Annotated in this window: 10 protein-coding genes, 1 tRNA gene and 1 pseudogene; 7 read left to right on the top strand and 5 right to left on the bottom strand. The window is 43.0% G+C overall.

The annotated features are described in order from the left end of the window. Positions 1-162 precede the first annotated feature (162 nt). Genes CWE22_RS07480 through CWE22_RS07470 form a run of 3 tightly spaced genes read left to right on the top strand, consistent with a single transcriptional unit; the run spans position 163 to position 2,904 of the window. Positions 163-831, top strand: coding sequence for a DUF4386 family protein (locus CWE22_RS07480; RefSeq protein WP_169930700.1), 669 nt, complete (start codon positions 163-165; stop codon positions 829-831). Between the two features lie 2 nt (positions 832-833). After that, entirely contained in the window at positions 834-1,481 is a 648-nt protein-coding gene (locus CWE22_RS07475; protein ID WP_169930699.1) for a hypothetical protein, read from the top strand. Beyond that, complete coding sequence (locus CWE22_RS07470) at positions 1,450-2,904, top strand: ankyrin repeat domain-containing protein (RefSeq protein ID WP_169930698.1); 1,455 nt, start codon at positions 1,450-1,452, stop codon at positions 2,902-2,904. Before CWE22_RS07475 ends, CWE22_RS07470 begins: the two co-directional genes overlap by 32 nt. Before the next feature lie 403 nt (positions 2,905-3,307). On the opposite strand, the gene CWE22_RS07465 is transcribed toward CWE22_RS07470, so the two are convergent. Next, the gene (locus CWE22_RS07465; protein WP_169930697.1) at positions 3,308-4,675 is read right to left on the bottom strand and encodes a serine hydrolase domain-containing protein; all 1,368 of its coding nucleotides are present in this window, start codon (positions 4,673-4,675) and stop codon (positions 3,308-3,310) included. A 143-nt stretch (positions 4,676-4,818) separates the two neighbouring features. Here CWE22_RS07465 and CWE22_RS07460 point away from each other — a divergent pair, with 143 nt between their 5' ends. Then, on the top strand, positions 4,819-6,273 hold the full coding sequence (locus tag CWE22_RS07460; RefSeq protein WP_169930696.1) for a M61 family metallopeptidase: 1,455 nt from the start codon (positions 4,819-4,821) through the stop codon (positions 6,271-6,273). A gap of 167 nt (positions 6,274-6,440) precedes the next feature. Here CWE22_RS07460 and CWE22_RS07455 read toward each other — a convergent pair whose 3' ends face one another. After that, a complete protein-coding gene (locus CWE22_RS07455; protein WP_169930695.1) occupies positions 6,441-7,955 on the bottom strand; it encodes a serine hydrolase in 1,515 nt (504 codons plus the stop codon). A 286-nt stretch (positions 7,956-8,241) separates the two neighbouring features. On the opposite strand from CWE22_RS07455, the gene CWE22_RS07450 reads away from it, so the two are divergent. After that, a complete protein-coding gene (locus CWE22_RS07450; protein WP_169930694.1) occupies positions 8,242-9,291 on the top strand; it encodes a serine hydrolase domain-containing protein in 1,050 nt (349 codons plus the stop codon). On the opposite strand, the gene CWE22_RS07445 is transcribed toward CWE22_RS07450, so the two are convergent. Together CWE22_RS07445 and CWE22_RS12180 are read right to left on the bottom strand one after the other, a co-directional pair. After that, positions 9,266-10,867 carry a winged helix-turn-helix domain-containing protein gene (locus CWE22_RS07445; protein WP_169930693.1) on the bottom strand — a complete coding sequence of 534 codons (1,602 nt, stop codon included), beginning with the start codon at positions 10,865-10,867 and terminating at the stop codon, positions 9,266-9,268. The genes CWE22_RS07450 and CWE22_RS07445 overlap by 26 nt on opposite strands. Before the next feature lie 143 nt (positions 10,868-11,010). Then, a pseudogene (locus CWE22_RS12180) lies at positions 11,011-11,238 on the bottom strand (integrase core domain-containing protein); the annotation flags it as partial. 191 nt (positions 11,239-11,429) lie between these two features. Here CWE22_RS12180 and CWE22_RS12085 point away from each other — a divergent pair. Further along, positions 11,430-13,220: a M28 family peptidase gene (locus CWE22_RS12085; RefSeq protein WP_211618630.1), complete on the top strand. Its 1,791-nt coding sequence runs from the start codon at positions 11,430-11,432 to the stop codon at positions 13,218-13,220. A 124-nt stretch (positions 13,221-13,344) separates the two neighbouring features. On the opposite strand, the gene CWE22_RS07430 is transcribed toward CWE22_RS12085, so the two are convergent. Beyond that, positions 13,345-13,421 (bottom strand) — tRNA-Arg (locus CWE22_RS07430). Positions 13,422-13,584: 163 nt separating this feature from the next. On the opposite strand from CWE22_RS07430, the gene CWE22_RS07425 reads away from it, so the two are divergent. Continuing rightward, positions 13,585-14,397 carry a UDP-2,3-diacylglucosamine diphosphatase gene (locus CWE22_RS07425; protein ID WP_169930692.1) on the top strand — a complete coding sequence of 271 codons (813 nt, stop codon included), beginning with the start codon at positions 13,585-13,587 and terminating at the stop codon, positions 14,395-14,397. Positions 14,398-14,419 lie beyond the last annotated feature (22 nt).

The raw sequence follows: 14,419 nt of genomic DNA, 5'->3' as shown, positions 1-14,419 counted from the left end.
CGTCAGAAAGGACGGTTGTTAGCTTGAAAATGGAAGCCACTCGCCCACTTGTTGGGCGGGTGTCCACACTGTCCTTCTTACGTGGCAAGGACGATCGCGCCGAAACCGTCCCGTATTATTGCCTCATAATCATTGGTTCTAGTAACACATTTGAGGTTTGGTATGTCGATTGATCAGTTGAGTGACTCGAAACTATCGCGCTTGGGAGCGCTGGCATTTCTTCTAATGCCCGTTTGCTATCTCGGTATGTTTATTATTTTTGGCGCTTTGCTGGCCATTCCCCAAGGGGCAGATATCAACGAGAGAATTGGTTATGTCGTTGCCGAACAGGGCTTAATTCAATTTGCTTATCTGTTGGGCTATCTAATTTTTGGAGTTTTATTACTGGTATCAGTCCAAGCTATTCATAATAGGTTCTTGGGTGTAAGTCGGCATTTGCTGAATAGTGCCAGCTTATTTGGCTTTATCTGGGTCGTACTCATGATGTGTGCAGGAATGATTGCTTTGGTGGGTATGAACACCATGATCATGCTGTACTCAAAAGATCCGCAAGCAGCAGCAATACTATTTTATAGCTACACCATGGTTGTGAACGCGCTTGGTGGTGGAATTGAACTTGTCGGAGGCATGTGGGTGCTTCTGTTAAGTATTGTTGGTCTGCGGTCTCACATCTTTCCAAGATTGCTATGTTGGGTCGGCTTTTTGGTTGGTGCTTTTGGTGTTCTCACGGTTATTCCAAGTTTGCCATTTATCAAAGAAGTCTTTGGATTAACTCAAATCGTCTGGTTCATATGGGTCGGAACCGTGTTATGTGGCCACAAGGATAGTTAAACATGCGTCATCTGATTTTTTTGCTGACCACTTTGGTCACTGGTGAAGATCTCAACCTCGATTATGACATCCACATCACCAATGGCGGTTCTAATGTGAATTTGTCTGTTATGAACAATGAGTTAGGTGAGCCAATAGTTCGTGTTATCAATGCAGATAACGTCAGCTTCCGGGATGAAATTCAAAGTCTAATACATAACGATAAAGCCGGAGCGTTTGGCAACGTAGACTGTGATCACTTCAAAAAAATGATTCCTGCCAATATTGGCGCGATTAGCGATACCGAGGGCACAAAAACTTTCGCATTTCGGCCGATTCCAACGGCAGATGATGACGCCGACATTTATGAAAATTTGCACGGCATCGCAAAAGTATCAAGTTCAACCGAAAAACTAATAAGCATAACGCTCACGAACGACAGCGCGTTTTCGCCCTCGTTCGGTTCCAAAATTCACCAATTGAGTTTTGCAATTGAGTGCTTTCCCCTGACTGAGCAAACCATGGTTCTTAAAAACTATGAACTTATCGTGCAAGGCTCGGCATTTCTCATGCCTTTTGAGGAGCGGATGAAGCGAACCTACACCAATTACCGATTGTCCAATCCGAGCGCTGCTGATCATGACGATGAAATCTTCACACCTGCTCATTAAACAAGTTGTTTTCAATGTGTTTGTGATGTTGCGGCATACAGCTGTCATCACTGATCGGACAGCGAGACTCTCAACAATGAAGTTACGCAAGATCTTTACGCTTTTGTCATGCTCAACGCTGTTGCTTACGTCAATAGCCTCAGAGGCAGTCGTGATTCGTCATGACAAAGCGGATAGTGCCTATCAGCAACATGCAACCAAGTTTGCACCCTACATTGCATTTTTAGACCGTTGCACCGCGACTGTAATCAATGATTATTGGCTAGTTACAGCCGCTCATTGTGTAAACCCAGAAGAGCAATACCCAGTTAAAATTCAGCACTTAGATCACGACTACTCTGTGGTTAAAATTATCAGGCACCCTGACTTTACCAAAACCGGTGAACCCGACCTGGCATTATTACAATTACGTTGGCCGCTCGAACAGGCAATGCAAGCACCACTGTATGGTAAAAGTGACGAACTGAATAAAGCGATTGCTATTGCCGGTAAAGGAGCGACAGGCAATGGAATTACCGGTGATGCTACGCACGACAATCTGTTGCGAGCAGCGACCAATACCATCACTTCGGTAGATGGAAAGTGGATAACGTTTGACTTTAATCAAGGCAATAGCGCAACAAATTTGGAGGGGGTTAGCGGTTCTGGTGATAGCGGCGGTCCCGCATTCATTCTGGAAAACGGTACTCCTTATCTTGCGGGGGTTAGTTGTTGCCAGGAATCTGAAAAGCCAGGGACTTATGGCGCCACAGAGTACTATTCTCGAATTTCAACTGAAGTGAATTGGCTGGAACAGCAAATTGCTTCTAATGAAGTGCAACCAGCGCCAACATATCCTCTCGTCTCTCTGTTGCGCTCAGACAGTCACAGCGAAGCAGTGGCGTTGATACAACAGGATTCAACTTGGTACCAATCAACAGAAGTACGAGAGGAGGTACTCACATACACCTTCATCAACAATAATTTAGACCTGTTCAAAACATTAATTGCTGCTCAACCGGCTCTATTAGGCACCAAGTTACAAGGGGTACCATTGCTTGATTACGCGCTTAAGCAAGGTAATAGTCCGTTTTTTAACTATTTGATCGGTGCCGGTGCAGACGTCAATCATCTTGGATTTAGAAAGCAGCATTATTTAAGTCGGTTGATGTGGCAGTATTTTCATGACGATGCCAATACGCTCGCAGCTGCGCTGCTGCAGGCGGGATTAGACATCAATCAGCAAGATGAACGCGGTGACTCAGCATTGCATATGGCCGGATTTTACGGCTCGTTGGAACGTATCAAATTCCTGGTCGAACAAGGCGCAGATATCAATTTGCGCGACAAGCAGGGAAATACGGTATTGATGACTGCCAAAAAACGGGAGCAGAAGGATATTGTTGAGTATTTACTGGCAAAAGGCGCTGAACAGACAGATTAAATTTTCGCTCATACGTGTTGAACAAATTCCGAAGTGCGCGCACCAAATACGCAAATACTATTTTTACCTCAAATCACAAGCAAGGAGTTGCATATGAATAAAAGTTTTAAAAGAACAGCTGCATACATCGCTCTAGTTTTAGTCATTGGATGTGTCGCATTTTACGCATCAATGGAAGATTACCAGAAAGAGAACTTTTCTAAGTTAGTCAGCCAAACCTTTTCAAGGTAGATCTTTTACGAAATTAACCTATCGTGACTTTTAAGTGTTGAGCTCTTGGTCAAATGGCCGCAATGCGCGGCCATTCTTCGTCCAACACTAATCACTGAACTTCGATGGGTTGTTCTTCACGACCGATATTTGTAACAAACGGTCGCGTAAACCATGATAACGATGCTTAACATTAGTCTTGGCGCTTACCGACTACTTGGTTACCGTTGATGTTGATCGTCATAGACATTTCATCGACTTTAATCATTACTTCGTCGGTATAAGTGAGACCAAGAAAACCGTTTTCTTTGTCAGCTAATAGCTCATCGTTTAGAAAAAGTCGTCCGTCGATTTCTTGCAGAGTCATGCTGTCGCTGTCAGCCATCAAATGCTTTTTGAGCAAAATAGGATCAAACCGATAAATACCGAGAAAATCTTCATAATGGCTCGGCTTGGCTAGTACTTTTTGATCTGGCAGATCGTAGTCAAGGTCATTAATAATCAAGAATAGCCCGGCCATCAGTTGCAATATCGGTGTGTTGCCCCAGTTCGAGGTCACAGCGATAAAATCATCTGTTGCCGATTGTCTGACCATAACACTTTTGGTGCCGTAGCCACTGCCTGACGCAAACACTAGGGTCTGATTGCCAAATGGTTTGAGTGTCCAGCCATAACTGGCAGCGTCACCACCATCTATTTCAATCTGCGGCTTGAACATTAACTGTGTAGTTTCTGCGGAAAGTAGGCGGTTGTTTTCGAGGGCGACTACAAAGCGATATAAATCATTCACAGTTGAATACATCCCACCCCCTGCATTCTGGCCCAAATGCTTGGCGCGCTGGGCACTGGCAACACCATTGGTGGTAATGCGGTAGGGCACAGCCTGCCTTGGTACTAGCTTACGTCCCTCATACATACCAGTATCGGGAAGTTCGAGCGGCTTTATAATCCGGTTATTGATGTAATTAAAAAAACTCTGACCTGAGACGTTCTCAATAATTCGTCCCAACAGTGTGATGCCAGAGTTCGAATACTCATAGCGAGTGCCCGGAGCAAACAACAAAGTCTGCTTATTGATTAAGTGCTCGACTTGCTGCTCGAGGGTTAGTTCGTCATACCACTGAATTCCGGATTCTCGAGGTAGTCCGCTGCTATGCGTTAATAAGTGATGAACGGTAACTTCATCTTTCCAATCAGCTTTCAGCTCTGGAAGGTAGGCTCCAATACTTTGGTCAAGACTAATGTCGCCGGACTCAACCAACTGCATAACAGCTGTTGCGGTAAAAGTTTTCGATATGGAGTTGATGGAGAATCGATGGTTGATGGCATTGTCGATATTGAAACTTCTATCTGCTAGTCCGTAGCTGCTCTCAACTATCGGCAGACCGTCTTTGACGACCTTAATAGAGCCGGAGAAGCCGTAAACCGACTGATAGGCCCGCGCCAACTCTTCTATTTGCTCCCGATATTGCTGCTTGTCACTTGCTGGTTCCGCAACCGTCATTAAAGGCTGACAAAAGACAACTATTGCCAAAATTTTCATCACTAATTTATTGATCATGCTCATTCCTATTGGTCATCAATTCGAGTACAGTGTACCAAAATATATCTTTGCATGAAGATATAATTGTAACTAGGGATTACAGGTTGATGTTTCGCCAGCGCTAATATTTGGTAATTTCAAAAATCGTTTGGAACTTCGTTATGAGATATTTTTTTGTTTGGTTTCTACTTACTGCTTCATCCTTTGCAGCAGCGACCACTCATCAGCAGCATTTAGAACTTCAAATTGGTACTGAACCGCATAGTGGCAGCGCATTAGTTAATATCACCTTTCAAGGCGATGCTGACGGAACCACAGAGTTGGAGTTTAGTCGCTGGGCGGGTTTAGAAAACCTCTCTGATCATCTGCGGGGCGTTCAGGCTAGTTATTTGGACGGGTCGATTATCGAGCTAAATCAGGATGGCGATGATGGGTGGTTGGTAGATCACGATCCAAACGCCACCATCAGCTTTCAATACCAGATAGCATCTAATAGCCTGCAGCGGGAGGGGGAAGGCCAAGCCTACTTTCGTCCGTTGGTTTCTGCAGAAATGATTCACCTGATTGGCCACTCGGCGTTATTACTACCGAGTCATTACAAACAAGATTTTTCACTCAAGTTCACATGGCTGCCTCATTCGCATACCGCCGCTTTCAACTCTTTTGTCGGCGCTAATGATTTCAAAAAAGATTCAGTTAGTATGAGCGAACTGCGAGGCGCACTTTTTGTTATGGGGGATATTCAAATTGAGCAAAGAGAAGTCGCTGGGCAGCCCCTGTACATCACATTACAACGGAGGCCCGACGAGGGCTTGGATTGGAATTTTAATATCGCGCTTTTAGCAGATCTCGCTGCGTCGATAACACAGGCTGAGCGTGATTTTTTTGGTGACTACGATTTTCCGTTCTACTGGGTCAGTGCAATTTCAGCAGGACAAGCAATGAGTGAAGGCTATATGTTTAGTGGGACACTGCTGCATAATAACTTTGCATTGTTCCTCAATCCATCGACGATATTTGAATTGAATGAACCTAATGGCAGTCCAATCGTGAATCTACTGGCACATGAAATGATGCATGTATGGATTGGAAGTCGCATTTCTCCAGAGCTCAGTACCCCTGTTGGAGAATTAGCATGGTTCACAGAAGGGTTCACCAACTATCTGACAAATAAAGTTTTAGTGCATGCCGAAATTCTGTCGCAGGAGCAATATGTGACGGTCATGAATGAAGCATTTACAGCACTCATTGAAAACCCAGCAAAGAATGCGAGCAACGAAGATATAGCAGAGAAATTCTGGAGCGACTTTGACCATCAAATGCTTCCTTATCAACGAGGGCATTTAGTGGCGTTTTATCTGGATCATAGCCTCCGCTCTACAAACCTTGAGTCACTTATTAAGACCTGGTTAGCCGATGGAACGTGGAATCAAGCCTTTACCTTGGAGCGATTTTTGGCATCAGTGAAACCTCACCTAGCGCCTGCTAATTTAGAGCAGCTTAAAAACTTCATTGAGCAAGGGAGTTTACCGAGTTGGACGTCTCTTCAAACCAGCTGTTTCAAACCTGATGGAGAGAAAAAATTAATCCAAAGCGCACAAGAAAACTGCTTTTAGAGATAAGCCGGCTACTTGTTAGCTTTTTCGATACTCGATAACTGAAACTTGCAAGAGTCGTTCGTCGATAGCGGTTCCTTTCATATTGAGAGTTTTGATTGCGTGTTCATCTTTATCAACAGAGACTTAATGTTTATCGATGTCTTAGCCCCAGGTGGAGGAAAAAATCACCTCCTCAAATACAGAACGGCGACTTGCTTACCGAAGTAAAACTCCTTGGCGCAAGGAGAACATGGAACAACTCTCTCGTTATCGACCTGAAAGTAATATCTTATCTCATTCGACGTTGGTGTGATTAATACACTCCATCCTTTGTCTGTTCTTCTTAGTGGTAACGAGAAGCGATGCCAATTGTTCAGGTCTGCTCTTAAGAATACCGACCTAGCATCTTTATATCCATCGAGGGAGATTTCGATAAGATTGTCATTATTCGGCTGGATCAGACCTTCATGTATTTTTCTCGCATTTTCGGCATTCGGGTTGATGTTTAATACTTGCTCTAGATAGCTTTTCGCGAGTTCAAATTCGCCAATTCTTAGATGAGCAATTGACTTTCCATATAGAACTTCAATTTTAGATAAACCTTTTTCACCTAATGCATCAAATAAGTTAACCGCAAGATCGTGCTCTCCAAACTCCGCAAACATATGAGCAATATTGGCTTGTTCTTCGAGAGGTAAGCTTTCATGATCTATGAAAGATTGATCTTTGATTGCTTTGATAAACTCTGATTTTTCTCCGCATTGATTACACTCGAGCCATGCAAAGAGATTGCTTTCAATAGGCAGAGATGTAAGGCGATGAGTTAGATGTTGATCTAGAGCACTTCCATTTTCGGAGTTTGATAGATAGACCAAGCCGGAGGAATTATTTCCCGCAACTAGCGCTAGAGCTCGAAATCCAGGATTTGATCCTGTATGAGAAACAAACACCGGACTCACTGTATTGTCAATCATCAACCCGAGTCCCCATCCTATAGAAATACTTCCATCAAACTCTTGATTTTGAACGGTAATCATTTGGTTCAACGATTCAACCGAAATTATAGTTCCCGCAATAAGGGCTCTCAAAAATTTTAGATATTCTGAGGAGGTAGTCAAAAGTGAATATGCGGCGGATCCTTGAGTATAAAATGAAGAGGGTAGATCATAGCCGATTACGTTCATGCCGGAGATGGGGGTTACCGAATGGGATGTAAAGCTCGTATGTTTTAGACCTAACGGTCGAAAAATATAATCGGCAGCTAATTCTTCAAGTTCTTTTCCCGAGTAGTTTTCTACGATGAACTGCAATAATTCATAAGCTTCACCAGAATATGAAAATGTCTCTCCTGGCTTTGCCCTAAAATCCAATTCACCGTCGCGCCAGTTAGGCAATCCTGAACTATGATTTAGAATATTTCGAACGGTTAGAAGCTCGAAATACGGATGAGAGTAAATAGAATTATAACGTGGTGGTAGTTCGGCTGGGCTGAAGAGTTTGATTATTTGATCATCGAGGTTTAGATGCTCCTCTTCGATCAATTTAATAACGATGGTGGCAAATACTAATTTGCTCAGTGAGGCTGCTTCAAAAGTAGCTTGTTCGTCAGCTCCAGTAGAGTAACAAGATGAAACCTCTGAATCGGAATTGATCCAGGAAATCGAATAATCGAAAGGAGTGCCCGGATGTGATTGCTTCAATAAGTTCTCACAATATGTGGAATCACTGACTATTGAACAGCTCGTCAGGAGGCTTACGAATAGAAAAAGTTTACAGGACTCTTTAATGATCATTTTTAGGACTCTTAGCTTGAGATGACTATCTGAGGCTGAGTCTTTCTTGACTATTTTTCCATTAAATAAAGATGAAGTTTTCTGAACTTAATGTAAGTGAGACTTCTTCATAAATCATTATCTTTATTTAAAGGACAAATCTCTTTCATTGAAGAAGAATTGGGTTGAAACCACTAACCAATAAGGTATTCCAATGAAAGTTAAAGTGATGTGTATGACGGTTTGTTCATTGATCGTATGCGGTGCCGCCAATGCCAATAGTTTGGATAATATAAGTGCTGCGATTGACATGCTACAACCACAACAACTGAGTAGTGTTCTAGTGATGCGAGATAATGAGCTTGTATATGAGAATTATTACAACGGAACTCTAGCTAATGATCTCCATGATGTTCGTTCGTTAAGTAAATCGCTGACAGGATTAATGTTTGGTAAAGCTATCTCGGATGGTTATTTCGAGTCTGAATTTGCAAGAGTCTTACCGATTTTCGACAACGCAACCGTACTAAATCCGAGTACACATAAAGACGAAATGACTTTTTTCGATCTATTGTCGATGACGAACCCTCTTGAGTGTGACGATATGAACAACCTCTCAGACGGTCATGAGGAAAAAATGTATCTAACCAGAGATTGGGTAAGCTTTTTCTTGAGCCTTCCTGCCCGAGCAAACCCACCATGGGAGGTTCCAATGGACGAACAACCGTATGGAAGAGATTTTGCTTACTGCACCGCGGGTATATCAGTATCCGCAGCCGCTATTGAGGTGGTTACGGGGGAAAAATTCTCTACTTACACAAATACTGCTCTATTCCAACCGTTGGGAATCACAGAGAGTTCATGGCTTTATAACGAGGAAGGCATTACTCAAGGAGGGGGAGGCTTGAAAATAAAGCCTAGAGATTTAATTAAGATCGGGCAGCTAGTGTTAAACAACGGATCATGGTCCGGAAAGCAAATTATTGAATCCGATTGGATTGAGAAGAGCCTTCAATCATACTCAGTATCAATGCCGGAAATGAATGCGACTTACGGACTTACGTGGTGGCACTTTCCGTTTGAGATTGATGGTCGAGTAATAGAGACACATGCTGCGGCTGGCAATGGTGGAAACTACCTGTTTGTTATTCCCGAATTAAATGCAACAGCTGTCATTACGGCGACAGCCTATAATACTCGCTACATGCATCAACAAACACATGCGATTCTCTCAACTGCTATATTGCCTGCTCTATTAAATTAGGGTCAGGTAATGTCGACGTGTTAATTTTGATACGCTCTGTGCTTACAGAGCGTATCATTTGATTGACTAAAGACTCGAAGTCAGGGTCGCCAATTAATGGAGAAAAGACAGGCATTAGCTTTAGATAATCATAATCAAGATAGCCCTCAGAGATAGCTGAAGCTATCGATCTTTTGGCAGCAACGTAATCTGTATCAGCAATTTCTGCAACACTTCTGGCGATATACCAATTTGGCCATACATTACCGCTATTTTTTAGTGGCGGTAGAGGAACAGTATCTTCTGCATAACCTTTTTTGAACAACCAATAATGAAGTGTTTGAGAATAAAAATAATCTTGATCAAGGTTTCTCGCTATTTGAAGCGAGTGGTCCGCCAATTCCCATCGTTCGTCTTTGATCGCTAATTCAGCCAGGGTGGTGTAACTAAAAGCTGTCCCCAAATTAAAGCTATGCAATTTTTCAAGAGCTAAGTAAGCCTCTTCTCGACTCCCCCTAGCATGAAAGTCTTTAGCATATTGCGTGACAACAAATGCGTCGTTTGGAGCTAACTTATAGGCTAATTGGACCCAACGTTTTGACAGTTCATTTGACTGAGATAAATAAAGGATTTCTGCGATCTGCAAAACTGTATAGCCTTGCTGCGCATCGAGTACTGTAAGGTTCAGCTGTAAGCTCTCATATAATCTACCTTTTCGTACATAAAGATATGCTAATGATGCTGCGATTTGATGCACTTCTTCCTCGTTTTGTTCCAGCGATTTTTCATAGTAAAAAATCGCTTGGTCAATCTCTCCTTTGGCATCGTGATAATAAGCCTTTAGTCTCGAGATTTGCCATTCGGGAGCTTCCATCTCAACCAGCTTATCAATGAGCTCTGCAGCAAAATCGAGGAATAGCTCTTCACCTTGAAACTTAACAAATCGCTCTATATAAGCTGTTGCGAGTCCAATATGCGCATCTATATTATCGGGCTCTTTGGTAAGAAATTCCGTGAATAAATCGGTCGCAATAGTATTGCTGGTTGCATTATTTTGTTCGGCGAACTCAAATGCTTTTTGAAGTAAGAGTGGATGTTCATTCAATACGTTATGTTGAGATTCCTGAGGTGTATTCGATTTAACAAACCAAACAAATAACGCTACTAGTATGGTGAGAGTGGCAAATACAACGAATAGTCTTTTGCGCTCTGAATGGATACTCGATAATGAAGCTTTCGCAGCCGCGGGCTCACAATTTAGCTCTACCGGTGCGAGCCATCGATATCCTTCGCTTCTTACTGATTCAATTAGGTCTGACCCCATTGGGGAAAGGGATTTTCGAAGTAATGATATTCTTTGCGCTATAGTCTCATCACTCACATAACTTTTTTTCCAGACACGCTCAGCTAGTTCGGATGTGCTCAAGACTCTTCGCTCTGAGAGTAAGAATTCAATGAGTAACTTGTAGGTTAACCCCCTGATGGCCAAAGTGCGGCCCGCGAACGTGACCTTTTGCATTTGGATATCAACGACCAGACCTGCGGATCTGCACTCCACTACCTCAGTTGAATCTGCTTCTATTGATAAACCATCCATTTTGTTCACTGTTCATAACCGGGCCAAGTTTGTGTAGATAGTATTGCAAAACTTAACCCCAGTTAAAGACGAAGTACAAAGTTCTTTAGAATTCTTTAGAAACCTTCATCGCCGATAACAGATAGACGACATTGATAAATTTGTCATTGTCTCCCCCATATTAAGTAGCATCTATTCGTAGAACTCATGACCGGCTGTGCTAATTGTGTTGGCAGAATGCCTCCGATGGCCGCGTTAAACCGTTGTTTGTTACAAAGCCAAAGCCAAAGCGATTGAGTGGCAACTTCTAGTAAATCTTCGACGCTTTCAACTAGGTGTAAATCGAGCCATTCATGCCGTATTGCTCGATTAAATCGTTCAATATAGGCATTAGTTTGAGTTAAACGGAATTTTCTACTTATAACTACTGCGACTTTTGGAAGGATTACAAATCGAAATTGGATGATGAAGGATTCAATTATCTTCAGATATCTTTAATTTTACGTATACCCAGTAGTTGAGATGATAGCTAACTGAATTGCTAATTCCTTAGTCTGAAAATATTCCAATGGAGAAGAGTATAATGAGGTCACGTATTGGTATAGTCGCTATGCTGTTAACGATTATTTCGACGGCTCAGTCCTATGCCGTTGAAACTAGCTTAGCCTGCAAAGAGGAATTATTTTTTTCAATTGGACATCGCTTTCATGGGTCTGAAAATTATTATAATTCACTGGATTTCATAAAGCAGTGCTTTGAGGCTGAGGGGATTGAAGGATACTGGGTTGAGTCCTTTACCACCAAATTGGGTAATTGGGAAAAGGGCGAAACATATTTAACGTTTAAAGGAAACACCGTTCCAGTAGAGCCGTACCCATATACACCTAATTTTCATTTACTAAACCATGAAAAGTTTTACGTCCTAGACAGTGCTAGTCAACTTGACCAACCCAGCGTCGAACTCTCTGAAAAGCTACATGGATCGATTGTTTTATTAGCAAACACACACAGAGAGCAAAAGTACCCTCAAGTTGAGGGGGAAGGGAAACTAACGAACGAAACTCTCGCTCTAGCTGCTTTAAACACCGATCCTAATAATAGGTTGATTGGTTATCACTCTAGACGCTCGTTGAGATCTGTACTACGTCTCAGACGCGAAGCCAGAGAAGAATTTGAACGCTTTCAGAAACTGGCTAAATCGCTAGGGATTGTTGCTCTTATTCAGTCCTCTAACATTAATGGCGACGTTATTCGAGTTGATGAAAGTAATTTTGTAGCGCTTCCTGACGATAGTAGCTTTAAGCGTTTACCTGTCTTAGTAGTCCCTCATTCTCATTTCGCCCTTATGAAAAGTGATATAGAGCAGGGAAAAATGCTAACTGCCAATTTATCGAGTAAATCTGAAAAGGCCAATTTGGAGATTGAGCCTAATTACTCTTTGTTGGTCCGGATTGATCCTAAACAGGCTAAGTACAAGCAAGAACCCGCGATTCTTGTCGGCGCTCATTTAGATAGCTGGTCTGTTGGGCAGGGAGCCACAGACAATGGTTTAAGCGTTATCAGTTTAATGAACTTAGCAATAACATTAAATAGAAATAATGCTGACTTGCGGCAACCAATAATATTGGCATTTTGGGGAGGACATGAAGTTGGGTTTGAAGGTAGTAAGTCATTTGTCGAACGGCATATAGGGCAATTATTTGGGAAAAGTAAAGCTGAAAAGCAACTAAATATCGCTCTATATTTGAACTTGGACAATGGAGCAGGAAAGATCAGGGGAATATATACAAATGGCAATAAACAGGCAGCTGAAATTTTTAAGGCCATTAGCAACGATATTCCGAAGGGTTTTGTCGTCACAGAGCAGAGCGTTGATCAGACGGAGCATATACTTTTTGAGCATATGGGAATACCTGCTTTTCAATTTATTCAGGATCCAGAAAAGTATATACATCTAACCCATCATACAAATTACGATGTGCTCTCACCGGAACTCCTCCAAAACTCCATTTACAATCAGGAGTTGCTTCAGACGATTCTAATTAAACTTGGGGATAAGGCTAAAGATTTCTCAACGTTAAAGCACAAGTATAACTATCCTCCACTGACAGGAAACGTTAATTTCACTCTTCGTGGATATACTGAGGTTAATGAAGTTTATGTAGTTGGTGACTTCAATAATTGGGATATGTTTGGTATTCCACTGAAAAGAGGTGAAGGTGGTTGGGAAGCAAGGATTAAATTGCCTCAAGGTAGGTATTTATACAAATTTATTGTAGATGGGCGCTGGATTGCAGATCCCCAAACTGACTTAAATAATCTTTATTCAGATGGTAAAGGGCATTCAGGTTTAACGGAGATAATTGTTAGGTAAACTCTTGTAATTGCCGGTTATATAATTTTGCTCAAGCTAAGTCTTAGGCGCGACAAGCTTCCTTCCGCTCGTCGGGTCATACAAAATATAAATCTGGCTATATCGTGGGAGGTCTCGTTAAATATGGCGCACCCGGCAGGAGTCGAACCTGCGACCTCTGCCTCCGGAGGGCAGCGCTCTATCCAGCTGAGCTACGGGTGCGTGTTGTGGGGCTGCTGATGAGCAGGCGGGAATTCTAGGGAAAATCAGGCGCAATGTCCAGCCATAAAAGCCCATCACCGCTGTCGCAAAAACTTCATCAAGTGGTCAAGGCAATTTCACATTGAACGCGGAACATAGACGAAACCCACAGCGGGAGAAGGTTATGCCCCAAGCTCGTCTGCAAGCGCGTACATTGTTTATTTCTGATGTTCATCTCGGCTCGAAGGATTGCAAGGCCGAGTTTCTTCTCCACCTCCTGAAACGAATCGAAGTCGAGCGGCTGTATTTGGTCGGCGACATTGTCGATTTCTGGGCGATGAAAAAGCAGATGTTTTGGCCGGCTGAACACCATCAGGTGTTGCAGCAATTGCTGAAAATGGCGAAGCAGGGTGTCGAGGTTATCTACATACCAGGCAACCATGATGAGGTGATGCGCAAGTATCGGCATCCGGATGTGGCCAGCATTCGCATTCAGAAGCAAGCCATCCACACCACCGCGAAGAATCAACGTCTATTGGTTATGCATGGTGACGCCTTTGACGCCGAAACTTGCCATAGCCAATGGCTGAGTTTGATTGGTGATCACCTTTACGATGTAGTGATGTTTCTGAATCGGCAAACCCATAAGCTGCGTAAGAAATTCGGTCACAACTATTGGTCATTAGCGGCATATGTGAAAAGCCAAGTGGGTAAAGTGGAGCAGGTGATTGGCCACTATCGGACGGCAGCGGTTCGTGAAGCGACGAAACGTAAGCTAGACGGCATTATCTGCGGTCATATCCACCGTCCTGAAATTACGAAAACGGACGGTAAACTCTACGTGAACACCGGTGACTGGGTTGAGAATTGTACAGCTATTTTGGAAAGTGCGGATGGCGAGCTACATCTGCTTCGCTACACCGATGCGACAATGACCAAGTCGGCCGAGGAAGCACAGGTACTGAATCGCGGCCGTGAACAGCAACACGCGACATAACGCCCCAACCATGCGATAAAGC

The organism is Pseudidiomarina aestuarii, from assembly GCF_003987355.1.
GTDB classification, from domain to species: Bacteria; Pseudomonadota; Gammaproteobacteria; order Enterobacterales; family Alteromonadaceae; genus Pseudidiomarina; species Pseudidiomarina aestuarii.
This window is presented reverse-complemented; position numbering and strand designations above follow the sequence as displayed.